The sequence below is a fragment of the Deinococcus multiflagellatus genome, assembly GCF_020166415.1.
In the GTDB taxonomy this organism is placed as follows: Bacteria; Deinococcota; Deinococci; order Deinococcales; family Deinococcaceae; genus Deinococcus; species Deinococcus multiflagellatus.
On sequence record NZ_JAIQXV010000020.1, the window covers coordinates 58,965 to 81,314 of the forward strand.

General features: G+C 69.6%; 35 protein-coding genes. 34 read left to right on the forward strand and 1 reads right to left on the reverse strand.

The annotated features are described in order from the left end of the window. Positions 1 to 9: 9 nt before the first annotated feature. The 32 genes from K7W41_RS18905 (at position 10) to K7W41_RS19060 (ending at position 20,583) form a co-directional block, all read left to right on the forward strand. Positions 10 to 1,035, forward strand: a complete 1,026-nt coding sequence (locus tag K7W41_RS18905; RefSeq protein ID WP_224611815.1) for a 3'-5' exonuclease family protein — start codon at positions 10 to 12, stop codon at positions 1,033 to 1,035. Further along, positions 1,032 to 1,490: a hypothetical protein gene (locus tag K7W41_RS18910; protein ID WP_224611816.1), complete on the forward strand. Its 459-nt coding sequence runs from the start codon at positions 1,032 to 1,034 to the stop codon at positions 1,488 to 1,490. Before K7W41_RS18905 ends, K7W41_RS18910 begins: the two co-directional genes overlap by 4 nt. Continuing rightward, positions 1,487 to 1,738, forward strand: coding sequence for a MarR family transcriptional regulator (locus K7W41_RS18915; RefSeq protein WP_224611817.1), 252 nt, complete (start codon positions 1,487 to 1,489; stop codon positions 1,736 to 1,738). Before K7W41_RS18910 ends, K7W41_RS18915 begins: the two co-directional genes overlap by 4 nt. Beyond that, positions 1,735 to 2,007 carry a hypothetical protein gene (locus K7W41_RS18920; RefSeq protein WP_224611818.1) on the forward strand — a complete coding sequence of 91 codons (273 nt, stop codon included), beginning with the start codon at positions 1,735 to 1,737 and terminating at the stop codon, positions 2,005 to 2,007. The genes K7W41_RS18915 and K7W41_RS18920 overlap by 4 nt, the downstream gene beginning before the upstream one ends. Further along, positions 2,004 to 2,300, forward strand: coding sequence for a hypothetical protein (locus K7W41_RS18925; protein WP_224611819.1), 297 nt, complete (start codon positions 2,004 to 2,006; stop codon positions 2,298 to 2,300). Before K7W41_RS18920 ends, K7W41_RS18925 begins: the two co-directional genes overlap by 4 nt. Beyond that, positions 2,290 to 6,366, forward strand: a complete 4,077-nt coding sequence (locus K7W41_RS23745; protein WP_224611820.1) for a ParB/RepB/Spo0J family partition protein — start codon at positions 2,290 to 2,292, stop codon at positions 6,364 to 6,366. Before K7W41_RS18925 ends, K7W41_RS23745 begins: the two co-directional genes overlap by 11 nt. Continuing rightward, positions 6,366 to 6,728, forward strand: a complete 363-nt coding sequence (locus tag K7W41_RS18935) for a hypothetical protein (protein ID WP_224611821.1) — start codon at positions 6,366 to 6,368, stop codon at positions 6,726 to 6,728. Before K7W41_RS23745 ends, K7W41_RS18935 begins: the two co-directional genes overlap by 1 nt. After that, positions 6,721 to 6,981, forward strand: coding sequence for a hypothetical protein (locus K7W41_RS18940; RefSeq protein WP_224611822.1), 261 nt, complete (start codon positions 6,721 to 6,723; stop codon positions 6,979 to 6,981). The genes K7W41_RS18935 and K7W41_RS18940 overlap by 8 nt, the downstream gene beginning before the upstream one ends. Next, positions 6,978 to 7,373, forward strand: coding sequence for a hypothetical protein (locus tag K7W41_RS18945; RefSeq protein ID WP_224611823.1), 396 nt, complete (start codon positions 6,978 to 6,980; stop codon positions 7,371 to 7,373). Before K7W41_RS18940 ends, K7W41_RS18945 begins: the two co-directional genes overlap by 4 nt. After that, positions 7,370 to 7,894: a hypothetical protein gene (locus K7W41_RS18950; RefSeq protein WP_224611824.1), complete on the forward strand. Its 525-nt coding sequence runs from the start codon at positions 7,370 to 7,372 to the stop codon at positions 7,892 to 7,894. Before K7W41_RS18945 ends, K7W41_RS18950 begins: the two co-directional genes overlap by 4 nt. Next, on the forward strand, positions 7,881 to 8,855 hold the full coding sequence (locus K7W41_RS18955; RefSeq protein WP_224611825.1) for a tyrosine-type recombinase/integrase: 975 nt from the start codon (positions 7,881 to 7,883) through the stop codon (positions 8,853 to 8,855). Before K7W41_RS18950 ends, K7W41_RS18955 begins: the two co-directional genes overlap by 14 nt. After that, positions 8,855 to 9,088 (forward strand): hypothetical protein, encoded by a 234-nt coding sequence (locus tag K7W41_RS18960; protein ID WP_224611826.1) that lies wholly within the window; start codon positions 8,855 to 8,857, stop codon positions 9,086 to 9,088. The genes K7W41_RS18955 and K7W41_RS18960 overlap by 1 nt, the downstream gene beginning before the upstream one ends. Continuing rightward, positions 9,085 to 9,567 carry a hypothetical protein gene (locus K7W41_RS18965; protein ID WP_224611827.1) on the forward strand — a complete coding sequence of 161 codons (483 nt, stop codon included), beginning with the start codon at positions 9,085 to 9,087 and terminating at the stop codon, positions 9,565 to 9,567. The genes K7W41_RS18960 and K7W41_RS18965 overlap by 4 nt, the downstream gene beginning before the upstream one ends. Next, the gene (locus K7W41_RS18970; RefSeq protein WP_224611828.1) at positions 9,564 to 9,767 is read left to right on the forward strand and encodes a hypothetical protein; all 204 of its coding nucleotides are present in this window, start codon (positions 9,564 to 9,566) and stop codon (positions 9,765 to 9,767) included. Before K7W41_RS18965 ends, K7W41_RS18970 begins: the two co-directional genes overlap by 4 nt. Further along, the gene (locus K7W41_RS18975; RefSeq protein WP_224611829.1) at positions 9,764 to 10,159 is read left to right on the forward strand and encodes a hypothetical protein; all 396 of its coding nucleotides are present in this window, start codon (positions 9,764 to 9,766) and stop codon (positions 10,157 to 10,159) included. Before K7W41_RS18970 ends, K7W41_RS18975 begins: the two co-directional genes overlap by 4 nt. Then, complete coding sequence (locus tag K7W41_RS18980) at positions 10,156 to 11,184, forward strand: hypothetical protein (protein ID WP_224611830.1); 1,029 nt, start codon at positions 10,156 to 10,158, stop codon at positions 11,182 to 11,184. Before K7W41_RS18975 ends, K7W41_RS18980 begins: the two co-directional genes overlap by 4 nt. Further along, positions 11,181 to 11,639 carry an ASCH domain-containing protein gene (locus tag K7W41_RS18985; RefSeq protein ID WP_224611831.1) on the forward strand — a complete coding sequence of 153 codons (459 nt, stop codon included), beginning with the start codon at positions 11,181 to 11,183 and terminating at the stop codon, positions 11,637 to 11,639. The genes K7W41_RS18980 and K7W41_RS18985 overlap by 4 nt, the downstream gene beginning before the upstream one ends. Positions 11,640 to 11,647: 8 nt before the next feature. Next, positions 11,648 to 12,016 (forward strand): hypothetical protein, encoded by a 369-nt coding sequence (locus tag K7W41_RS18990; protein ID WP_224611832.1) that lies wholly within the window; start codon positions 11,648 to 11,650, stop codon positions 12,014 to 12,016. Between the two features lie 134 nt (positions 12,017 to 12,150). Then, positions 12,151 to 12,420 carry a hypothetical protein gene (locus tag K7W41_RS18995; RefSeq protein ID WP_224611833.1) on the forward strand — a complete coding sequence of 90 codons (270 nt, stop codon included), beginning with the start codon at positions 12,151 to 12,153 and terminating at the stop codon, positions 12,418 to 12,420. Further along, positions 12,417 to 12,749, forward strand: a complete 333-nt coding sequence (locus K7W41_RS19000; protein ID WP_224611834.1) for a hypothetical protein — start codon at positions 12,417 to 12,419, stop codon at positions 12,747 to 12,749. Before K7W41_RS18995 ends, K7W41_RS19000 begins: the two co-directional genes overlap by 4 nt. Next, the gene (locus K7W41_RS19005; RefSeq protein ID WP_224611835.1) at positions 12,746 to 13,195 is read left to right on the forward strand and encodes a hypothetical protein; all 450 of its coding nucleotides are present in this window, start codon (positions 12,746 to 12,748) and stop codon (positions 13,193 to 13,195) included. The genes K7W41_RS19000 and K7W41_RS19005 overlap by 4 nt, the downstream gene beginning before the upstream one ends. Then, the gene (locus tag K7W41_RS19010; RefSeq protein WP_224611836.1) at positions 13,186 to 13,461 is read left to right on the forward strand and encodes a hypothetical protein; all 276 of its coding nucleotides are present in this window, start codon (positions 13,186 to 13,188) and stop codon (positions 13,459 to 13,461) included. Before K7W41_RS19005 ends, K7W41_RS19010 begins: the two co-directional genes overlap by 10 nt. A gap of 40 nt (positions 13,462 to 13,501) precedes the next feature. Then, complete coding sequence (locus tag K7W41_RS19015) at positions 13,502 to 13,894, forward strand: hypothetical protein (RefSeq protein ID WP_224611837.1); 393 nt, start codon at positions 13,502 to 13,504, stop codon at positions 13,892 to 13,894. Next, positions 13,891 to 14,193 carry a hypothetical protein gene (locus K7W41_RS19020; protein ID WP_224611838.1) on the forward strand — a complete coding sequence of 101 codons (303 nt, stop codon included), beginning with the start codon at positions 13,891 to 13,893 and terminating at the stop codon, positions 14,191 to 14,193. Before K7W41_RS19015 ends, K7W41_RS19020 begins: the two co-directional genes overlap by 4 nt. Next, entirely contained in the window at positions 14,190 to 15,062 is an 873-nt protein-coding gene (locus K7W41_RS19025) for a DMP19 family protein (protein ID WP_224611839.1), read from the forward strand. Before K7W41_RS19020 ends, K7W41_RS19025 begins: the two co-directional genes overlap by 4 nt. A 67-nt stretch (positions 15,063 to 15,129) precedes the next feature. Further along, on the forward strand, positions 15,130 to 15,900 hold the full coding sequence (locus K7W41_RS19030; protein ID WP_224611840.1) for a ParA family protein: 771 nt from the start codon (positions 15,130 to 15,132) through the stop codon (positions 15,898 to 15,900). Continuing rightward, on the forward strand, positions 15,897 to 16,793 hold the full coding sequence (locus tag K7W41_RS19035; RefSeq protein ID WP_224611841.1) for a ParB/RepB/Spo0J family partition protein: 897 nt from the start codon (positions 15,897 to 15,899) through the stop codon (positions 16,791 to 16,793). The genes K7W41_RS19030 and K7W41_RS19035 overlap by 4 nt, the downstream gene beginning before the upstream one ends. Positions 16,794 to 16,914: 121 nt before the next feature. Continuing rightward, positions 16,915 to 17,802 carry a hypothetical protein gene (locus tag K7W41_RS19040; protein WP_224611842.1) on the forward strand — a complete coding sequence of 296 codons (888 nt, stop codon included), beginning with the start codon at positions 16,915 to 16,917 and terminating at the stop codon, positions 17,800 to 17,802. Between the two features lie 101 nt (positions 17,803 to 17,903). Beyond that, entirely contained in the window at positions 17,904 to 18,170 is a 267-nt protein-coding gene (locus K7W41_RS19045; protein ID WP_224611843.1) for a hypothetical protein, read from the forward strand. Between the two features lie 170 nt (positions 18,171 to 18,340). Beyond that, positions 18,341 to 18,886 (forward strand): hypothetical protein, encoded by a 546-nt coding sequence (locus K7W41_RS19050; RefSeq protein WP_224611844.1) that lies wholly within the window; start codon positions 18,341 to 18,343, stop codon positions 18,884 to 18,886. A 222-nt stretch (positions 18,887 to 19,108) separates the two neighbouring features. Then, positions 19,109 to 20,011: a hypothetical protein gene (locus tag K7W41_RS19055; protein WP_224611845.1), complete on the forward strand. Its 903-nt coding sequence runs from the start codon at positions 19,109 to 19,111 to the stop codon at positions 20,009 to 20,011. Positions 20,012 to 20,109: 98 nt separating this feature from the next. Continuing rightward, entirely contained in the window at positions 20,110 to 20,583 is a 474-nt protein-coding gene (locus tag K7W41_RS19060; RefSeq protein WP_224611846.1) for a hypothetical protein, read from the forward strand. Positions 20,584 to 20,681: 98 nt separating this feature from the next. Here K7W41_RS19060 and K7W41_RS19065 read toward each other — a convergent pair whose 3' ends face one another. Continuing rightward, the gene (locus K7W41_RS19065) at positions 20,682 to 21,275 is read right to left on the reverse strand and encodes a hypothetical protein (RefSeq protein WP_224611847.1); all 594 of its coding nucleotides are present in this window, start codon (positions 21,273 to 21,275) and stop codon (positions 20,682 to 20,684) included. A 202-nt stretch (positions 21,276 to 21,477) separates the two neighbouring features. Here K7W41_RS19065 and K7W41_RS19070 point away from each other — a divergent pair, with 202 nt between their 5' ends. Further along, on the forward strand, positions 21,478 to 21,891 hold the full coding sequence (locus K7W41_RS19070) for a hypothetical protein (RefSeq protein ID WP_224611848.1): 414 nt from the start codon (positions 21,478 to 21,480) through the stop codon (positions 21,889 to 21,891). Further along, positions 21,888 to 22,259: a hypothetical protein gene (locus tag K7W41_RS19075; protein ID WP_224611849.1), complete on the forward strand. Its 372-nt coding sequence runs from the start codon at positions 21,888 to 21,890 to the stop codon at positions 22,257 to 22,259. The genes K7W41_RS19070 and K7W41_RS19075 overlap by 4 nt, the downstream gene beginning before the upstream one ends. Positions 22,260 to 22,350 lie beyond the last annotated feature (91 nt).

The following is a 22,350-nucleotide window of genomic DNA, read 5'->3' on the forward strand; positions in this document are numbered from 1 at the left end:
AGTTGTCCCATGACCCTGACCCTCCCGAACCGCGACGCTGCCGACGCCTTCCTGGTCCTCATGCAGAACCTGGGGCTGACCCAGGCGCAGACGTTCGCCGACGCTGAGAGCCTCAGCCCTGAGCAGCAGACCAGCCTGTTCCAGGCCTGGCAGGCGGCCGGCCTGATCACGCCCCTGCCCAACTTTCCCGAGGTGCTCTGCCCCTGCGCCGACGAGCACACCCTGCGCGCCGAGTACGTGCGGCTGAGCGGGGCCCGGCACTGCCGTATCTGCCTGTGCACCGACGCCTGGGGCTGCGAGGAGGGCTGCAGCTGGGCGGGGCCCGACCTGTGCAGCAGCTGCGTGCCCGCCTCACAGGCCCAGGCCAGCCGGGCGACCCTGGCCCGGCTGGCGGCCTCGCCGACCCTGCGCGTGCTGGCGATCAGCACCCAGCATTACGAACACGCCCAGGTCATCGCGGCCGTGGTGCTGGACCGGGACGGGACTGTCCTGCTGGACGAAGTGGTGCGCGCGGACGTGCGCATTGAGCACGGCGCCCAGGCGTACCACGGCCTCACCGCTGATCATCTCGCCCAGGGCGTGCCCTTCAGTCTCGTGCACGAACGGCTGGGCCAGCTGCTGGCCCCTGGGTTCGACGTAGTGTGCTGGCCCGCCTCGTTTGTGCAGGCGGCGCTGAACCGCAGTGCCCGGGCCAACGATCTGCCGCTGCTGCCCTTTACGCACTGGCAGCCCGAGTTGCAGCACGACCTGATGGGGCCGGTGCTGGGCTCGTACAGCCACAGCCGCGCCAGCTGGTTCGGCCCCAGCCTGAAAGAGGCGCTGGCCGGTGTGCCGCTGCCGGAGGGCACCGCGCCGAACGGCACCACCCTCGGCATGGCGCAGCGGGCGCTGGCGGTCTTGCGCTGGTACGGCGAGGGCCATGATCAGGCGGCGCCGAGCCCGGATGACGAGGACCTGGGCGGCCACGGGGCGGACCAGTGCCCAGTCTGTGCCCAGGCGCTGGCCAGCTGCACCTGTGGGGAGGTCTGGGCGTGACGGCGCTGGACTCGACCTGTGACGTCCACCTGCGCACGAACGTGGACGCCCACACCGCGAGGGTCCATCTCTCGCTGGACTACACCCTGACCTTTCCGGTGCCGCTCGCGGGCGGTGACCAGGGTGCGGCCCTGGCCCGGCTCAGCCAGATCAGTCCGGCGGCGGCCATCGTGCCGGTGCTGAACGGCGCCCTGATGGGCTACCAGAACGACCCAGCCACGCCCGAGATCGGCTCGTTCTGGATTCACGAGCGGTATGGGCTCGCGGCCGTCGACATGGTGTCGCACCTCGCCAGCGGCGGTGAGCCCGTGGTGCTGGTCGTCTTTATCGGCGAGGGCCCCCGGCCCCGGGACAGCCTGGTCTACCCGCTGGCCGAGTTCCGGGCGCGCTTCACCGAGGAGGAAGGGACTCGGGGCCGGACGCGCCCGGCACGGGCGGGGGAAGGTGCACCGTGACGCGCCCCAACCAGTACCCACGCCAGGCCGACGATGGGCTGCGCGAGGCCCGACTTGACGCCATCCATGCCCTGGCCCGCCGTGAGAGCGTCACCCTGCCCGGACTGTGCCGGCAGATGAGCCTGTCCCGCACCGTGATCTGGAGTCTGCTGCAGTCGCTGCTGCGCCGGGGGCTGATCCAGCGCTGCGGCCACACGGACAGCCAGGGTGGGCGCCCCGCCACCACTTTCCGGGCAGTGGGGGCGTGAGGCTGCTGCAGTGGCTGCGCCTGTGCCGGGAGCGCTTCGGGCGCTGCCCGCCCCTGCAGCTCACCGAGGCTGCCTTTCGCCCGGTGGTCCTGCTGACTGTGACCCGCCAGGGCCTGTGGGACGTCGCGGTCATGGGGGGCGCGAACTGGTGCCGGACCTTCGAGGCCGGCACCCCCGCCTGGGCGCGCTACCACGCCTTCCGCGCCCTGAGTCCGGACGCGCGCGCCCGGGTGCTCGACGCCCTGCGCACTGGCCGGGGGCAGCGGTGACGGGCGCCTCTTCCCTGCCCCCGGTGGTAGCGGCGGTGACGCCGGTGAAGGGCATGAAGACCGTGCGCCAGGGCAGCGACATGTACCGGGTACTCGCGGCCCTGCACGAACTGCCGGGCGTCCCCATGACCACTCAGGAGCTGGCCGACGAGACGGGCCTCGTGCTCAAGCGGTGCAGCGGGTATGCCTACTACCTCTGCCAGATGGGCCTGATTCAGTCGCGGTCCACGACGGGCGTGAGGGGCCAGGGGCGCCGCTACGAGTACTGGGCGGGTGAGCGCAGTGACCGCTGAACTGCCGAGCCTGCCCCAGCGTGGCGACCTGGTCGTGATGCACTACCCGCACAGCGTGGGCCTGACGGAGGTCACGTCTGTCGAGACCGACCTGGAACGGGTCAAGCAGATCCGGATTGCCTACCGGCGCGACGGCGAGCCCTACGTGTACGGCCGGAACTACAACGCAGGCGGCGTGGGCCACGGCGGCGCGCTGAGCCTGGCCGTGCCCCTGGCGGGCCGCTCCATTCCCAGCATCACGGATGCCCAGGGCCGCACCTGGACGCTGGGCCAGAAGGTCCAGGTCCACACGACCAACAAGCAGACCTTTGAGGCGCCCGGCGTGCATGACGCAGTCGTGGTTGGCCTGTTGCCGGTCGAACAGGAATACGGCCGCCACTGGCCAGACCTGACGTTCCGCCCGGATCTGGTCGAGCTGTGGATCGCGCCCCGCACCCGCCACGGCAGCTTCGTCTGCCGGACCGTGTCCACCAGCGCGCTGCTGGACGCTACGCCCACCGAGCCACCCGTGCCCCCGACCCAACCGCTGGAGGTTGCCATGCCCGTACCCACCCCTGCCAAGCCCGCGCGCCGGAAGGCTGCCACGTCCCAGATCCCGGCTCTGGCCTCACCCCCCACGGTGGCCACGCTGCCCCCAGCCACCCTGCCGGCTGGACTAGTGCCGCAGCTGGCCGAGCGGCATTACGTGCTGGTCTCCCATGAAGAACAGACCGTCTGGGGCGCCATCGGCACGCTGGCGGGCGACGTGGCGACGGTGCTGCTGCACGGCACCGGGCATATCAAAGTGCCGGTCGAATACTGCACGCCCACTGCACTGCCACCCCGGGCCCCCCTCGCCCTGGGCGACGAGGTGCTGCTCGCGCTGCGGCCTGGGCTCTGGCGCGTCACTGCCCAAGAGCTGGACGTGTTCTCCTGCGAGCGCGTCGACGCACCCGGGGAGACCGCACACACCCCCTTGCCGGGCGTGCTGGTGGTGCGCCGCGCGGCCCTGCCGGAGATGTGCAAGGATCTCGCGCTGCCGGCGGAGGTGGGGGAGCCGCAGCTCGTGCAGGTCAAGCCGGAAGCGGTGGCCCGTGCCGCCGAGCGGCGGGCGGAGGAGGCCCGGCAGGCCGCTGAGGCGCCGGCACCCGCCGAGCCAAAGCCGGTGCCGGCAGACGGGTGGGTGCGGACCACCCCAGGTGGCGGCCGGCCGCACTGGCGGGAGGGCGGCACGCTGCTGTGCCGCCCAGGCACCCACTCGGACACCCCGCTCTTGGGAACGAGCATGGGGGATGCCAGCTGGTTCGGGCAGGCCTGCGCCAAATGCCGGGCCGCGATCCGTGCTCGGGGACAGGCCCCTGGCGCCCAGGTCGCGCCGGAGGGGCCTGCCGAAACACCACCCGTCGCGGTGGCCGCAGAGCCCCTGCCAAGCACCGGGCTGCCGGTGGAAGAGGACATGCCCTTCCCCGTGCCGGAAGAGGCCCTGGACGCGGCCCTGGCGGCCCCTCAGGCCAGTAGCCCAGCGACCGGCTGGATGTTCCCCAATGGCAGCCATCTCGCCCACTGGGGCGATGGCCAGTCCACCCTGTGCGGCCGGTACATCCCGAAGGGCGGCGCCCCCGTCGTGGGCAGCGACCCGACCGACTTCAAGGGGCGGCGCTGCGCGAAGTGCGACAAGGCGCGCGAACGTCAGGACGCCGAGGCCTTTGCTGCCGAAGTAGCACAGACCTACCGCGTGCGGGCCCAGTTCCCGGACGGCACCACCGGCGAAGGCACCGTCCCCAGCGGAAAGCCGCATGGGCGCGGCGCAGACCAGAAATACAACGTGGCCCGGGATCTGGACGGCAAGCGGTTTGATCTGCCCCGCGAGGTCCTGACCGTCGCGCCCCACCTCGCCGTCGGCGACCGGGTCTGGTTCTCGGGCTCCCCCAAGGACGCGCCGGTTGAAATCACGGGCTTTTACACCGAGGAGGACAAGCCCCACGCGGCCAGGGTGCGCCATGACGACGGGAAAGTGGGCGGCGGGCACGTCGGCAACATGCTGCGCTTCGTGGTCACCGCCGCGCCAGAAGCAGCCCCAGCGCCCACGCTGCTGAACGGCTGGATGCGGAAGTTCGGCGGCGGCAAGGTCCACTGGCGCCAGGACGGTGAGCTGCTGTGTGGGCTGCCAGATGACCCAGCGCAGCCCGTGATCAACGACGACCGCACTGACGAGGCGCTGCTGGCGGACGCCTGCCGCACCTGCCGTGGCCGAGCGAAGAAGTTACCTGTGGACGGCCCGCAGGCGGCGCCTGACCCGGTCCAGGCCACCAGTGAAGCACCGGCCGAAGCGCCCGCCCGGTTCCCCGTCCCGGAGATTGCGCCGCTGCGCACGGGCCTGCAGGAGCTGCCCTGGAACCAGATCGTCAACAGCACCCTCAACCCCCGCAAGCACTTCGACCTGGACCGCCTCAGGGAGCTGGCGATCAGCATCTACCGCAACGGCCTGCGCCAGAACATTCAGCTGCGCCCGCACCCCACCCGTCCGGGCTTTTTCGAGATCGCGGCGGGTGAGCGGCGCTGGCGGGCCATTGGCCTGCTGGTCAAGGGCCTGGAGGTGGGGGAGGGCGAGGCCCGCGAGACGCTGAGCGTGCCGCCCAGTTACCTTGTGGCCGCGCGGGTGGACGAGCTGTCTGACCGTGAGCTGGTCGCCCAGGCCATGACGGAGAACGTCGAACGCAACGACATGTCGCCGCTGGAGACCGCCAACGGGTACGCCGCCCTGGAAGATCAGGGCTACACCGTGGAGCAGATCGCCCAGCTGTTCGGGAAGACCCCGCGCACGGTGCAGCGGATGATCGACATTTCCCGGCACCTCACCGGGCCGGCCCGCCAGATGTTCGACGATCGCCGGCTGCCCATCGCTGCAGCTGAGGTGTTGGCCCTGGCCTCGCCCGCCGTGCAGGAGAGCGTGTACAAGAGCCACCTGAAGCACGGGCAGGTCGGCGTGGCCGACGTGAAGAAGGCGGCGCTGGGGCATCTGTTCCTGGTGAAGCACGCAAAGTTCCCGCTGGACTGGTATGCGGGCAAGGTGCGGGACGCGGACCTGTTCGGCGATTTCCCGGCCTACTTCATGGACTTTGACGAGGCGCTGCGCTGCCAGCTCAAGCACGCGACGGCCCTGGCGGAACAGGACGTGCGGGACGGCGCCGCGTTTGCCGATGTCGATGCCCGTGCCGAGCAGCTGACCTGGAATTACGACCGGGGCGTGGCGGGGGCCACGGGGGTGTTTTACTGGATCAACAACCGCACGGGAGAACTGACCCGCTTCACGAACCTGCGGCGCGCCGAGTACAGCAAGAAAGACATTGCCCTCCGGCTGGACGCGCCGCAGCCCGTGCCCGTGCACGAGACGCCGGTGGCCGCTGCCCCTTCGTCCATACCAGCGCCGGTCGCCGGGCAGGCCCCTGCACCAGCGGGCGAGCGCGTGGCCACGCCCATACCTGCGGCCCCTGTCGACGCTGAGCCGGAATACCCGGATGACGACGAAGCTGCGGAGATCTTCGAAGCACGGGTCCTGGCTGAGATGGCCGCGTCCCGGGTGCTGGCCGAGCGGCTGATGATCCTGAGCGTGCTGGAGCAGGGCTACATCCGGGCGACCAGTGACGGGCTGCGCCTGGCGTTTGTGGAAGTGGTGCGCCAGCTGGACGGCCTGTTGACGCTCCGGGGCGGCGACGTGCTCGCCGTCAGCGCGGAGATCAAGGAAGCCATGGTGCTGCCTCAACTGCTGCCCGCGCTGGCCAGCCTCTCAGACGAGCTGCACCAGGCCCTGCTGCACGCGGCCTGCATGGAGATGGTCACGGAGAGCGAGATCTTCTCCGGCCGCGATTACGTGCGCACCACGGGCCGTGGGGGGTTGCCGGCGTGGCAGCTGGACGCGGACTACCTGCAGGCCTGCAACGACGAGGCGGTGGCGGAGATCTGGGACGACGCGGATCTGGGCACCCGGGACGACACCACACCCGGATACCTGCGCAGCATCCTGCTGGAGGAAGCGCCCCGCCTCGCGGCCGCTGGGTTCCTCCCCCGCTCGCTGAGGGGGGCGTGATGGCAGGCGTCCCCACTCCTCCCCCAGCGGTTGAGAAGACCTGCGAGGTGATGTTCGACGTCGAGCTGCCCGAGCGGCTGCGCCCCCTGTTCGAGTCCTCGACGTTTAAACCCTTGGCCAACACCGCAGTCAGTCAAGCCTTCGCCCTGTCCTTCGGGCTGAACACCGACGTGCCGGTGCGCCTGCGGGTGGCATTCACTAACCGATTTCAGTTGGTGGCGGTCAGCGGCCCAGTGTCCCGGTCCCCATCCACCGACGAGGTGCAGGGGGTGGGCATGGGGGTGGTGACGACGCTCTCCGTGCTGTTCCAGGCCCGCCCCCTCATCACGGACCTGTCCCGCCCGAGGGTCACGGATGCCTGACCTGCTTCGCTGGCCCGCCCCCATCCCTGGTCAGCCTGAACGCCTCGCGCTGGCCCTGCCGGGCGGGGAGGTCATCGCCCACGTCGCCACGCCAAAGGCGGCCGCCCTGTTTCAAGCTGGATGGACCGCCCGAATGGAGCTGTGCCGTCGCGACGATCAGAACCGCATGCGCCAGTGGAAACGCGGCTGGGACAGGGCGAACGAGTATGAGCGGCGCTGGATTGCTGCCCTGGCTGGGGTGGCCGCCGCATGACCGCCACCCCTCACCCCTGGGACGCGCTGGCGGCGCTGCCCGAAGGCCGCGCCCTGATCGACGCGCACCTCACCCTGCGCGAGCAGTTGCAGAACCTGATCGTGCTGGCCCAGGGCCTGGAGGTGGGTGGGGCCGTCACCCCCACCGCCCTGCGTGCCCACGCCGAGCAACTCATTCCCCTGCTGGACGGCCCAGGCCGCGACTGGACCGACCGGTACTGGGCGACCCAGACCGCCCTGCACCGCGCCCGGTCGCGCCTGCAGGAGCACGCCGACACCGTGGCCCGGGGCAAGAACGCGGCCTGGCTGCCCGGTGAAGCACTCCAGATCCTGAACGCCGTCCCGCCCCTCTCCCTGCAAGGCCTCGTGTGGGCCAAGGACGTGAACCCATGACCGATCAACCCCGCCCCTCGCTGCTGGACGACACCACGCTGGAACTCCTGGCGGCTGACGCCCTTGTCGCGTCCAGCCAGCTGGAAAAGAGCAGCAGCAAGAACCGTCACGCGGCGCAAGGCATCCTCACGGCCCTGGCGGGCGCGGCGCAGGACGCCCGCCGTGGCGCGCTGCCCGAGTTGCGCACCCTGTCGGCGCCGAGTCTCCCACCCCGCAGCATTCATGACCCTGAGCCAGTCGGTCTGAACCTTCAGAACATCAGCTTCGGAGCCGCCAGTTCAGCCTTGAGAATCACGCTGGAGGTGCCCGGCGCAGGAGGCCCGCCGTTTCACACACAGGCCCAGTACTGGCGCGACCAGGTGTACCTGTTCGACCAGTCGCGCGTCCTGCTAGGGGACGTCAAGGATCTGCTCCGGGTGTTGAGGGCCGTGCCCCAGGACGTCCTGTCCGATGAGGGCCGGGCCCTGCTCACAAAGTTCAAGGACCTCGATACGGAGAAGACCGGCAATGACCCCCTCTGACCGGGCAGCCAGCACGACGGCCATCGTGCTCTACCGCCAGGACGCCCTGGCCGAAGTGCGCACCTGGGGCACGCTGACCCCGGAAGCCCGCCGCCGGGCCTGTCTGCGCGCCCTGCGCGACCGCGACGTGGCGGCCCTGCAGGACCTCCTGATCGCCTATCTGAAACTCAAGGGCGCCAAGGGCACCCGCATCAGTCCGCAGACCGAACGCAGTTACCGCAGCAGCATGAAAATCCTCGTGCAGGTCAGCGAGCGCCAGGGCCTCAGCCTCGTGCAACCCGGCGATGAGTTCGGTGCCCTGTTCATGCGCGCGCTCGAAGCCGAGGGGCAGCGTAGTGCCACCGTCCGCGTACGGGTCGTCGCGGTCAAGCATCTGTACCGCGCGGCCCGGTGGTGTGGGCTGGAAATCCCCTGCCCCTGGGACACCGCCCGCGTGCCGTACCTGGAAGACGCGGCGATTCGCCACCCCTACCCGGAAGCGGACGTGCGCCGGCTGCTGGACGTGCCAGACCCCCGCGTGCGCGCCGTGGTGCTGCTGGGGGCCCACGCGGGCCTGCGCGCGGCAGAGATGTGCGCGCTCGAATACCAGGACGTCGATTTCGTGCAGGCCCAGCTGGTGGTGCGGCATGGCAAAGGCAACAAGAGCCGGATCGTCCCCCTGACCGACGAGCTGGCCACGGCGCTGCGGGCCCTGCCAGTGAAGCCGGCCGGGGAGGCCCTGCTGTGGCGCTCCTACCACAAGCTGCGCGAACGGATGCAGGAGGTCTGCACGCTGATGCAGGTGGAGTGGCGGGGCCTGCACGCGTTGCGGCACACCGCAGGCACGGAACTGTACCGGGCCACGGGCGACCTGTACGTAACCGCACAGCTGCTGGGGCACAAGGACATCAAAACCACGCAGGTGTACGTACACATGAGCCAGCAGCACCTGCGAGACGCGCTGCGCAAGAGGGCCGGCTGATGTCGTGCGCGCGGGTGGCGCACCTGGACCGGCAGTTTGAGCAGGTGTTTGGCGTGCCGGTGGATGAGTACTGGGGGGGCATCGTGCAGGGCCTGGACATCGTGCGGTTTGACGAGGAGGTGCTGTGCTCTGGCAACCGCGCCGTGAGCGCCGTGGTGCAGGAACGCATCGCCCAGCACTTTCAGGGCCTGCAGGCACAGGAGTTGCTGGAATATGTCCGGAGGCTGCTGTGACAGCCGGGTTCCACAAGCCATTGGAAGAATGGCAGGCCACCCTGGCACCCATCCTCACGCGGTTCGAAACACTGGAGCAGCGGGGGGACACCATTGTGGTGGTGTTCCATGCGCAGGGGCCGATCGGCGACGGCGTGGCCAACCCAGTGTTCGAGGCGGTGCTCAGCGGCCCCGGCATGGACGCCGAACGGGTCATCTCAGGCCTCTGGAACGTGGCGGCACGGCACCGCGCGGCACTGGACGTCCTGGGCGAACCGCAGATGCCGCCCACCCCGCCCCTGTCCCCGGCGGCCGCCGTGAAGTTCGTCGCCCTGACGCGCATGTTGATTGCCCAGCAGCGCCTGCACCACTTGGCCGAGCAGGCCCGCCGATTGGGCAACGAGGCGCGGGCAGCAGCGTTTGATCACGCGGTGACCGTGGTCTGGGAAGAGACCGAAGGCCTGCGCGGCCCGGCCCAGCCTGAAGGGGCGCCTTCGTGACCGCGCCCCTCCCTCCGGTCGGCACCGAAGGCACCATGCCCCTGCTGGGGCTGGCCCGGGTCACGCACCACCTCACCCTGCCTGCTGGAGAGCGGGTCGCAGTGGCCGTCTCAGGGAAAGGCGCGGGCGTGGTGCGCGAGTGGGCGCCCAGCGACGGGGCCTCCGCCGAGATGCCCGATCTGTTCGGCGGCCCGCCATGAGCCGCCGCGCCAGCATCCTCGCACTGTTAGAGGCTGAGCCGGCTCGCTGCTGGCAGCCTGCGGAGATCAGCATCGCCCTAGGCGTCGCTCCTGATTTGGTCAGATCCCCCCTGAAAGACCTTCTGCGCGAAGGGAAGGTGCAACGCAGAGAACGCGGCTACGGGCTAACCATCCCTGACGCCGCACCCGAAGAACGCGACCGGCTGCTGTACCTGCTCGACGTCCACGGCCGCCCCATGAGTGACGCCCTGCTTGCAGGCCGCCTGCGCGGTTTCGGCCTGTCCCTGGCCCGCAGTGACGTCACCATCGCGCACTGCCTGGCCCTGAAGCTCGTGAGGCGCCTGGAGGACGGCCGCCTCACCCCTATGCCCCCTGTTGAGGAGACCCCATGACATCCAGTGCCCTCCCCTTCGTATCGAACACCCTGAATGAGTTTCTGGCCTCTCGCCCTGGCGGCACTCTCCTGCGCCGGCCCGCGTCCCAGGTGCTGGCCCAGACGGTCCCTCCCCCACCCCCGCGTGCACCGACCCCGGACGCCGACAAGCACGCCGCGCTGCAGCGGAAATTCGATACCTTCTCCATGCGGGATAAGGGGGTGCTGGCGCAGCTGGCGAGCGAACTGCTGCGCGAGCTGCGGCCTGACATGTACGAACGGGCCGGCGGGGTGCTGGTGCTCCTGGGGATCGACCTGTACTGCGAGTTGCTGGTGCAAGTGGGCATCCTGCACCAGGCGGGCGACAGCCTGCACCTCACGCGCCAGCGCGTGGAGAAAGAGGTGCACCTGCTCCGCTCCCGCATTATTGACGCCGAGGACCGCGCCATGTCCATGCTGCTGCAGATGGTCAACGAGCAGGTGGCGGCCGAGGCCACGCGGCTCGAAGGCCTGATGGAAGAAACGCTGGCCGAGGAGCGTGAACTCATGTCCGGCGCCGCCGAGCGGGCCCAGGCCGACGCCACGGCAGAGCGGCGCCGCGCGGACCAGCTGCAGGCCCTGCTGGACCAGCGGGGGGCGCAGGCGGCCACCGAGGAGGCGAAACTGCGGGCCACGCTGAGCCGCGAGCGCGACGCCACGGTGGCCCGGGAGCGGGCCTGGAACGAGGAACGCCGCCGCCTGCAGGCCGACCTGAAGAATGCACAGGCCCTGGTCGGTCATCTCAACCAGGAACTGGAGGCGCGGGATCAGGCAGTGCTGGTCACACCGGCACCAGCCCCGCAACGTGTGACCTTGGCCTCGCACCTGGAGGCGCACAGCCTGCGCGCCTACCTGCTGGCCCAGGGCCACGGCGCGGGCACGGTGAGCCATCAGACCCTGCATCTGGAGGCCGGCATTCCCGACGTTGCGGTGCAGGCGTGGCGGGCGGCGTATCCCACGCCAGCGGCCCAGGTCGCGCAGCTGCGCCAAGCGGTGGCGGCGTGAAGCCGCAGGCCGAGTGGTGGGCAATCAGCGTCTGGGAGCCCTGGGCGTCTGCGCTGGTCGACGGGCTGAAGCCGCTGGAGAACCGCCACTGGCACAACGCGCCCGCGCTGCAGGCCATCGCGCGGCGCCTGCCGGGCCAGCGCCTGGTCATCCACGCCAGCAAAAGCAATTACGACATGCGCGGCTTCCGTTTTATCCGTATGAAAACGGGCCGGTCCTACCCCCGCCACGAGTGTGCCCTGGGGGCCCTGATCGGCGTGGTGACCGTTTCTGACTTTGTGGAGTGGCACCACAGCGACTGGTACGAGGACGGGGCCCAGGCGCTCGTGGTGCGCGACGGGGTGCGGTTCGACCACCCCATCACGTTTACGGGGCGCCAGGGCTTCATGAAACTCGGCCCAGACACGGTGCCAGAGGTTGAGGCGCAGCTGCGCGCCAAGGGCGTGGCGGTATGACAGGGCCCGTGATCGGTCTGCCCGGTTTCTGGGAAGCACTCACGCCGGAGGAGCTGGCCACCCTGCAGGCGCTGGCCCGCATTTATCAACCACTCCTCTCGCCCCTGGCGCAACTGGCCGGCCCTTGCCCAGCCACGCAGGAGCGGGTGGCCTGCGCACAGATCTGCTGCGATTACCTGGCCACTGGCAAGGGGAACGGTCAGTCCTTTGAGGTGGTCATGGGCCTGGCGCTGTTGATCAAGGCCTACGACGGCATGGCCGCTGCTCAGAAGGCGGAGGCCGTGATGAAGGGAGTCCGTGCCGTACCGATGACCACCCTCAGCGTGAAATTCCTTGATGCAAGGGGCTTTATCCCGAAAGGCAGCGTGCCGGCATGACGAATCCGACAAATACAACGGTGACGTACAGATCCCTACCGGCCGCCCTGGACCGACTGTCCGAACTCGTGCCTGATCGGGTACAGCGAGGCCCGGACGGGTTTTCCGTGTGTGTGTTCTGGCGTACCGGACCAGTGGGACAGACAAAGAACTGGTACGCGCTGGGAAGTGGCGAGGCGTCCACCCTGTCCCCTGATCGGATCGGGCTGCTGGAGGGCGCGTTGCGCCAGGAGTGTGAGGCCCGCGACCGGTACTGGGAGTGTGGGGCCGCTCGGGCGCTGGTCGGTGACTGGGACCGCCTGCAGTGGACGGTATCGCTGAACGATCTGTATGCCGCTGGTCTCCCCTCCCTGCCCGTCTACGCCTTTGCCCTTGCGCTCATCCGTGCCCTGGAGGCCCAATGACCACTGAATCCACACCGAACTGCGCCGCGTGCAATGAGGCGCGCCCCACGGAACTCAACACCTGCAGCGTCTGTGACGTCACCGTGTGCCACGACCACGCCACCTGGACCGAGGACGGCGAGACCGCGTTCTGTCTGCCCTGCACAGAGGAGGCGCTCCGGCTGGAGGCGGGCCGCATCCTGCGGCTCGTGGCTTCCATGATCCGTGGCCACCGGGAACACACGGCGGCCCACTGGGAGGCGGAGAAGGCGCTGCTGGCGCTGGATGCCAGCATGGTCGAAGAGGTGGCATCCTATCTGGCGCCTCAGCCCACCGAGGCGCCAGTGTGAATACCAACCTCATCAAGCTCGCCGAGGAGCACGTCGACCACTTCTTGGAGCTTCTGGCCAATGTCCGAGACGGCGAGGAGGTCAAGCGGACCGAGATCCTGCTTAGTGCGGATTGCACGGAGCCCGGGTGGGAGGTTAGTGCCGGTGACGACTATGTGGATATCGCGCCCCGCATGGGGTGCGGCTTTTCGGAGCATTGCTGCGGGAAACTGCTGACGGTCATCACGGAGCGGGTGTACGCACGGGGCGGGTCGTTCCGCATGTACCTCACGGAGCCGCAGCCTGTGCGGTGCATCGTCAGTGGTGAGGTGTTGTACCTGGAGCGGCGCTGGCGAGTGCAGTTGGCTGTGCCCGGACAACGCCGAGGCGAGCACTTCAACCGGTACCCGGGTGTCGCCGCGTTGATTGCGTACCTGCGTGCCTGGGATGCCGTGCCATGCAACTGAACGAATTGCGCCTGATCCTGGCCCTTCGGGACGAGCCGTCCAGCGTGCAGGGCGTTTGCGCGCGCATGGCCAGGACCGGGCCAGCGCTGGAGTGGCACGCCGCAGATGAAGCGCTGGACCGGCTGGCCGCAGGCGGCCTCGCACGACGGGTGGGCGCCCGGTATGCCCTAACCATCAACCGCGCGGTAGAACAGGCCATCGCGCAGTTCCGGGAGGCCTGCGCAGAGGCGGGTCTGCACGAGCTCTTTCTGGGGGATTCACAGTGACACGAGACCGCGAATCACTTGCAGCCCGGTGGGGTCAGGCATGACCCCCCAAACGCTTCCTCCCATCGGCACTGGCACCCTGGGCCATCAGCTGCTGTGGCTGCTGAATCACCCTGAGGGTCAGGGCGCTCCCCTCGCCAAGCTGCTGCTGATGGCGGGCCCCGTGCCGTTTGACCAAACCGAGCAAGCCCTGCGCGAGTTGATCTTGCGCGGCGAGATCCGCGCTGACGGCGCCGCGCACCACCTCACCGGGCATGGGCAGGTGGCCCTTGCGACACTCGGCGTCTGGCCAGGCTGGCAGCCCGCCCCAGACGCGCCAGAGTTGCCGTACCTTGAGGTTCCAGACTCCACTTGTCCTGAAGCGCATTTGTGTCCGGTGAATACCCTGGCTGACGGCATCCGCGCGGTCGACGCGGGAGGCGGACACTCGTGATTAAGGCCGAGGACATCGCCGCCTTCAAAGCGAGCCAACACTCAGCTGCGCCAAAGGAGGAGCAGGCCTACCCTGATGTCCCCGCGCCGCTGGATGCTCGAGTTGTGAGCAACATCGTGACTGCCGTGTGGGATGAGCTGGCTGGCCGGGGTCTGGACATTCAGGAGCTGGTCGACAACAGCAACACGGATCTGCTGAACGACATTTTTGAAGGCATGTCGCAGGCCGTGCAGCGTGGGGCCAGTCAGGTCGGCCTGCAGGCCCGTCCCTTTGATGATGAACAGGAGGGTGAGGCGTGACCCGGGATGCGTGTCTTGAAACCATTCGCGCCCAGGGCGTGGCGGCAGCCATGGCTGGCCAGGACTGGCAGGACAGCCCATACGAGGGTTCATTTGAAGAGGCGCCCCTGCGCGCCTGGAGGGAGGGCTGGTTTGCCCTGCAGGACTATGTCAACGCGCGCCTTGTGCAGCATGACGTGGTCATGCTGGAACGGGGGCAGTTGCTGAGCTGCTTCGTACCGCCTGACCATCACGCCCGCCTGCGGCGGTTGCTCTGCCACATTCGGCATCTCGGCGTGGTGGCCCGGCACGCCCAGTCCAGGGCGGCGCGTCACGCGGGCATGGACCGGCTGGAGCAGGCCGCCCTGGCGTTGCCCTGCACAGAATGGGCACACCAGCACGCGCCGCACGCAAGCAACCATGCACCCATGACCATCACCCTGCTTGAACCCACCATTGAAGCTCAGTACGACGCGCTGCTCTCCCCCATCCTGGACCAGCTGCCGCTGTCCCACGCCGAGCACCCCGTCTTCCTGGACTCGCTGTCTCAGCGGGACCGGCACATGCTCCTGCTGCAGAGCATGCATTCGAAGGTCTGCAATGGCGGCTTTGCTGAGTGGGCGTGCACCGATCGTCTCGTGCAGGACGGCGCGGCGCTCCTGCTGGCCCTGGAGCGGATGGCGAGGGTCGGCCAGCCAGACGAGCGCGCCCTGGCCGCCCGGGTGGCCAGCCTTGTGCAGGAGGCGCTGCGCCACCTGCAGGGCGTCCATGACCCGAAGAACCTGGATGATGACGAACTCCCCCCGGTGCACCGGCTGGATGAGCGCTATGACGCGCTGATTGATGATTTCGGGCTGGCGGTGCAAGCGTATATCGTGCACTGGAAGTAACCGCCCCTGCCCCCTCCGCCCCGGCTCCGGCTGGGGCGTTTTCGTTTTTGCGCGGTATCGTGCAACCGTGCAAACGTTCACCGTGTTCAACCACGCCGGCGGCGCTGGGAAGACGTCGATCAGCCTCAATGTGGGCCACGAACTGGCCGCGTCCGGCCTGCGGGTCCTCCTGATTGACCTGGACCCCCAGGCCAGCCTCACCGGTTGGCTGGGCCTCACCGATGTGCAGCCGGCTGATACGGTCTACCCAGTTGCGGTGGATGACGAGCCCCTCCCCACGCCCCAGCAGCGTTACGGCCTGCACGTCATTCCCAGCAACATGAATTTGGCCCTGGCGGAGCCCCACATGCTGGGCGCGGTTGGCGCGCAGGGACGGCTCAGCCGGGCACTGGCCGCCGTCGCGGACCAGTACGACGCGGTGATCATCGATAGCCCCCCCAGCCTCGCGCAGCTCACGATCATGGGTGCCCTCGCGGCCGATTGGATGATCGTGCCCGTGCCCACCCGGCAAAAAGGCCTGGATGCCCTGCCCGGCCTGAAGGTTGCCCTGGCCAGCTACAAGAAGGTGCTGCCCAAGCTGGATGTCGCCCTATACGTGCCCACGTTCTATGACGCGCGGCGCCTGCACGACCGCGAGGTCCTCGCGGATCTGCGCGCCAAGCTGGCCCCCCTGGCTGAGCCTGTGCCCCAGCGGGAAGCGGTGTGGCTGGACTCCACCATGCAGGGCGCACCGGTGGGCGTGTACGCGCCGGGCAGTCCCGTGCACCGCGATGTGCAGCGCCTGACTGCCGAACTGGCCCAGCGGACCGGCCTCCCTTACGCCGGGAGCGTCGCATGACGCGCAAGCGCCCTGAGCGGACCCGGGATATCGATAGCCTGATCGGCACAGACCTGGGGGCGCTGCGGCAGAACGCCACGACCAGCACGCCCACGGCGACCCTGCCGGTGGCGCAGCTGCAGCCCGGCGCTGGTCAGCCCCGGCGCGCCTTTGACGAGGCCAGCCTCGCGGCGCTGGCCGAGAGCATCCGCGCAGAGGGCGTGCTGCAGCCCCTACTGGTCCGGCCGGTGGATGGTGGCCATGAGATCGTCGCGGGCGAGCGCCGCTGGCGAGCCGCCCAGCTGGCTGGCCTGACCGAGGTGCCGGTCCTGATCCGGACCCTGGACGACCGGCAAGCTCGCGCGGCCGCTCTGATTGAGAATCTTCAGCGCGAGAATCTGAACGTCATTGACGAAGTCGACGGCAAGCTGGCGCTCGTCGCTCTTGCTCTGAACACAGACGCTGAAAGCGCCCGAACGCGCCTGATGCAACTTCTCAAAAGCGAACGAGGTCCTGACCACGCCACCGTGGAGAGCGTGTTCGCTTCCCTCGGAGAAAGCTGGCTGTCGTTCGCCAAGAACAAGCTCAGGGTGTTGCGGTGGCCAGCACCACTCGTCGAAGCGCTACGCGCCGGTCTGCCGTTGACGGTTGGATCTGTCATTGCGAGCGCGCCTGAGTCGCAACAGGAAGCCCTGATTACCGCTGCTCTGGCCGGCGCATCACGAGGTGAATTGCAGAGCATGGTGGAACGCGCAAAGGCGGAACAGCAACCTAAGTCCCGCATCATGGCGACCCACGCTGCCAAGGTGCTGTCGAGCCGCCGCTTTATGGATCAGCTCGCACCAGCAGATCGACAGGCGGTTGAGAAATGGCTTGAGCGTATGCCAGCCGTCCTGCGCCCAGACCAGACCTGACCTCAGTTCTTACATGTAAGAACCGCCTGGAAGGGGCGGTTCTTTTCTTGACTTTCCCAGCGCTGAAGCCCACACCAGAGACACACCACAGGCCCGCGCGCCAGCCCCCACCATCACCGCCATGTCACTCGCCGAGCTGCCGCCCGCCCTGACCCGCACCCCCTCCCGCACCCTGCAGGGCCTCGCCCCCGTCGCCCTGTGCCCCGTGGGCCTGCGCCTGCCCCGTGGCTGGACGTCCGACGCGCCCCTGGAGATCCTCGTCCGGGGCCAGGCCCAACGTGTGGTCGTTCCGCCTGCTCTGGAGACCAACGTGCGCCTCGCGGCCCGCTTCCAGACCGCCCACCTGAACCGGTATGACCTGACCCTGCACGTCTCGCGCCGGGCCCGGAAGGTCCACGCGCTGTACTTCACGGCGCGCCCCATGCCGGAGCCTACTGCCACACACGATGAACACACCACGGCGGCGCCCGAGCCAAGCCACCATCCAGCCATGACCAAACGCGATGAAATCCTGGCCAGCGTCCTGCGCGAATTTCCTCCCCAGCCCGGCCGCGTGCCGCTGCGCCCCAAGCTGTTCCTGCGCCAGCTGCAGCAGGCCTACCAGGGCACACACCTGCTGCTGGAGCTGGGGGGCGGCTCAGCCCGCGCTCGCCTGACCGCCCAGGCCAATCTGGACCAAGCCGAGCTGCTGCTGGCCCAGGCCCGCGCCCTGCCCCGCACCAAGACCGGCGCGCGTGCCCTGTCGGTGGCCCGCGACAACTGGGACGTGGCCCACGAGGTCCTGAGCGTGTGCCGCCGCACGCCGCTGACCGGCACGCTGTTCGATCTTTTTGAGGGGTTCGCCCTGCTGGGCGCCGTCGACGTGCGCGGCCAGGGCCCGGGGGCGATGCCCTACCGTGGCGAGTGGACGGCTGCGCCCGTGCGCGGGGACTGGCGCCTGCTGGAGATCAGCTACGCCTGCCCGGAAAGGGGCCGCGCCGTGGTGTTCGGCCACGCCCGCCTACCCTAAAGCCGGCCCCCTCTACCGCCCCAGGCTGGGGCGGTATTGGCTGTGCCAGCCACACACAAGGAACACACCACCGGCTTTTGCGTCCAAGCAACACTCACCGCATGTTCGAGCGCAACCTTCCCGATCCAGGCACTATCGCCGAAAGCTACGAGTTCGTGACCCTCCCCCTGCTCACCGAGTGGGACGGCCGGCGCACCGTGCTGGTCTATCTGGCCGACGACAGCGAGCTGTCCGCGACCGTGTCGGCCGATGTGGCGGACTCGCTGCGCCGCGCCTCGGTGCTGGCCCGTCACGGCCTGTGCTCACGCGTCGATCTGTTCACGGACAGCTCCGGCCTGCACGTGGTGGGGGTGTACTGGGAGGCCTGAGCCTGGCCCCCTGCCGCGCCGCCCGGCCCCCGGTGTGCCGCCACTATTTCGCCCCGGCTTTCCCGCACACATCCGCCGCCCCTGCGCGGCGATTTTTGTCGTCTGGCACGCACGCACGCCACACACAACCGACACACCACCCCGCCCCCAGTGCAAGCCAAACTCAGCCCATGAACGCACGCGACAAGGCCCTCCAGGACGTCATCCGCCGCTCGAACCCCCGGCCCCAGCCCGGCCGCCCCGGCCGCGACCGGCCCCTGCGCCGCCGGATCGGTCAGGCCTATCTGCAGACCCACCGCCTGCTGGGGGACCTGAGCTGGGCGCTCCAGCAGGGCGGGACGCCCAGCGCCGCCGACCGCCAGCAGCTGGCCGACAACGTGGCCGCCGCCCAGTCGCTGCTGGCCCAGACCCGGCCCCTGCCCCTGACGCGCGGCGGGGTCCGTGCCCGACAGGTCGCGCTGGACAACGCCAACGTGGCCCAGGAGGCCCTGGACGTGGCCCGCCGCCAGCCCCTGCGCGGCACCCTGCCAGACCTGCTGGCTGAGCTGCGGGCCCTGGGCGTGACCGAGGTGGATCTGCGGGGTCTGGAGGCCCTGCCCCTCGCTGGCGCCTGGGAGGCCACCCCGGCGGGCTGGGACTGGCGCCTGCTGGAGCTGTCGGTGCCCTGCCCTGAGGAGGGCTGCCGCGTGTTCGTGGGCCACGCCCGTCTGCCCTGAGCCCTGCCCCCTGTTTCGCGCCGCCCTGTTCCTGGGGCGGCGCATTGCTGTGGCGGGCCAGAGCTGCTGACGGAGGGGCGGGGATGGTCACGGGCTCGGCCGTCAACCTCCACGCCTGCACATCTTCAAGACCCCAAACGCTGTTTTTCTTCGCCCACAGCAGCATTTTCCCACACACAGGCGACACACCACCGGCCGCCGAACGCAAGCAAAACTCAGCCCATGAACGAAGCACTGATGACCGCCCTGGGTGAAGCCAAGACCGCCGCCACCGAAGCCAAAACCGCCGCCGAGGCCGGGAATTTCAAGGAGGCCCGCACGCTGCTGGAGATCATGGAGGAGCGCCTGGAGGAGGGCAAGGGCGGCAACGCCGCCCACGCCGCCCGCCGCCGCGCCATCCTGAAGCTTGAAGCCGAAGTACGCGCGATCCTGGACGCCGCCGACGAGGCCCCCCAGCCCGAGACGGACGCGCCCGCGCCCCTGCCGCTGCCCACGCCCGAGGTGACGCTGCCCCTGCCCCCGGTGGCCGAGCTGCAGACCGAGGCCCTGCCCGCCAGCGGCGCCGAACGCCAGGACTATGTTCCCGAGGACCTGGGCCAGGATCGGCACGATTACGTGCCTGCGCCCGCCGTCCCCGAGGAGGGCTACCAGGGCGACGACGCCGGCCGCGACCGCCAGGACTATGAGCCTGCCCCTGTGGCGCAGGAGGGGCCCAAGGTGCGCGGGGTCGCGGCGCCGCACAGCCTGACCGCCGAGGAGTGGGCACGGGTGGCCGACGCGCTGCGCGCCCAGGGGGTGACCGTGGAGGCCCGCCAGGGTGACGCGACTCGCCACGAGGCGGCCTACAAGGCGGCAACAGAGGCCCGCGACACTTGGAGGGCGAAGGTTGAAGAACGCTTCTTCCGCCAGGCCCAGCTCGACGTGGCCGCGCTGACCGGCGACGTGGCAGCGGCCAACGCCGCCTGGGACCGCCTGTTCGACGTGGTGACGGCGATCCGCAGCCGCGAGGGGGCGGCCCGGCGCAAGGGGCGGCCCGAGGCCGCCACGATGAAGCCCGTGTACGAGGCGGCGCGCGACGAGAGCCTGCAGATCCGGCGCTGGGCACGGGGGGTGCAGGCCGCCTGACCGCTCACGCGGGCGCTGCGCGGGCCGACAAGGCCCCGGCGGCGCCCGCCCCGCCTCTCTGCCCACCTCGCCCTGTTCCTGCCCCCCTGGAGGCCCCCATGTTGATTCCTGTCCTCGCATCTGTCGACCGTTCGTTCTGCGCTGCCCCTGGGGAGCCCCTGCGCGGCACCACCACGACCCACGAGGGTGGGCGGGAGGTGGCCTACCTAATCGGGGCTGTGACCCACCGGGCGGCCACCCACGCGGTGCTGGTGGAGGTGCCGGTCACGCAGGACGAGGTGGAGGCCGCCCTGCGCGGCAGTTACAACCGGGCGTTTCCGGGCATGGGCCACGAGCCCGGCATTCTGGGGGAGATGCGGCACCTGCTGCGCTTCGTGGCGTCCGGCGGGGTGGGAGGTGTACTCGCGATCGGGCCGGTCCGCAAAGGGCGCTGGCGGGGGTCTGCCCGCGACCCAGATTCCTGCACCCTCGCTTTGGAGGAAGCGACGCCGGAAACGGTCCAACTGGCCACCGCACTGGCAGCGGGGGTCCGGGCGCATTTGCTCGATCTGGCGCGGGTTCCCGTGGCCTGAACCCTGATTCAGACTAGCCCGGCCTGATGGCGGAATGCCGTCTGGGCCGGGCTTGGCATTTCATTCTGTCTCGGAAAACTCGGGAAAAGGGGAGACGGTCAGTCCCGTTTTGCGCGGCTGGGCCGGGACGGAGCGCCCCAGATCACGTCGAAGCCGGTCAGGCCCAAGGCGTGCAGGATCTGCAGGCCCTGATCACTGAACAGGGTCGTGGTCCCGTTGAAGTACCGCGTGATTCGACCACCTTGCGCCCCGCCAGCCGGGGTAGGGGAGAGGACGGCCTGGGCCAGGGCTTCACGGGTCAGGCCCAGCTCTGTCACGCGCCGGGCGGCCACCAGGGCCAGACGACCGGTAGGGGTGGCGTCCAGCGTCTGGGCCGCGCGAGCGACGGTGGCGGCGGTCAGCCAGGGTTTGGCGGTGGGCTGGTCCACCCGCACCGGACCCCAGGTGGGGCGCAGTTCGCGCAGGCCCAGGGCGGCGAGCAGCTGCAGGCCTCGCGGGCCGAAGAGGCTCAGGCGACCCCCGAGCATGCGGCCCACGTCGGCCACCTCGGCGCGGTTGGGGGTGCCGTACACCTGTCCGGCCAGGGCGGCGCGGTCCAGGCCCAGCTCGGTGGCCCGGGCCTGCGCGAGGGGGGCCAGCGCGGCGGTGAGGGCGTCGCGGTCCGAGGGGGCGGGCAGGTGGGGGCCAGGCATGCGGCCACCGTACCGGACTGGCGGAAAAAATGCAAGGTTAACAAAGCAAAGAGCCGCACCTTGAGAGAGTTTTGCGCACAACTGGCTCACATCATCTGCGCAGGAAAAAATGTCATTATATGGACAGGAAGGAAGGCGCGGGTCCTCCGCCAAGATTCGCCGCGCCCACTTCGCTTCAGTTCACCGCTCAAGGAGAAGAAGCATGTCCCAGATTAGCAAACCCGCCGACGGCACCTACCTTTACCCCGCCCCCATCACCGGCACCGAAACCATCGCCACCTGGCAGGACGGGCGCCTGACCGCCCTTGTGGAAGGCGGCGAGCCGAGGAACGTGATCACGGCGCTGACCGAGGCCCACACCGCGCACGAGATCAGCTACTTGGACGACGTGGTGTTTACGCCCCCTGCCCCCACGATCGGTAAGGCCCTGGCCTGCGAGCTTCACCGCGCAATGGGCCGCGCCGGCATCCGCGACCACTACGCCTTCGCTTCAAAGGCCGTGGGGGTGGAGGTGGCCAGCCTCGCGGCGCTCTGGCCCGAGGAGCTGCGCGCGGTGCGGGACGCGCTGGCCGAGTATGTGGCGCTCGCCGCCCTGCAGGCGGAGGTGGCGGCGTGAGCCGCTCCCCCGTGCAGGCCGCGTTCGTGGACGCGGAGTGCCGCCTGCGCGCCCTGGGCCGGGAGGTGAATCGGCAGGGCGAGCCCCTGAACGCCCAGTTCGAGGCAGGGGAGATCTCCGAGGCGGCCTGGGCGGAGGGCTTCGCGCAGCTGGAGGAGCGGCTGGGCTGGAACGAGGCCTTTCACGAGCGCAACGCGGTGCGCGCGGCACTGCTGACCTGGGGGCTGGCGCAGGTGCGCCGTCTCTGGTCGGTGCACGGCCGCCTGTTCAGGGGCCAGGACCTGGCAATGGTGGAGGCGCTGTGGACAAATCCCCGCGTGCAGGGCCAGCTGGTGCGGGTGGTGCTGCGCCTGGACGTCGGCCAGTGAGTAGGGCGGCGCTGAGGCTAGGTGGAGCGACGTAACTGTTCACGGTGGAGCGAGCGGCCTGATAGTTGGGCCGCTCGCTCCTATATGACGT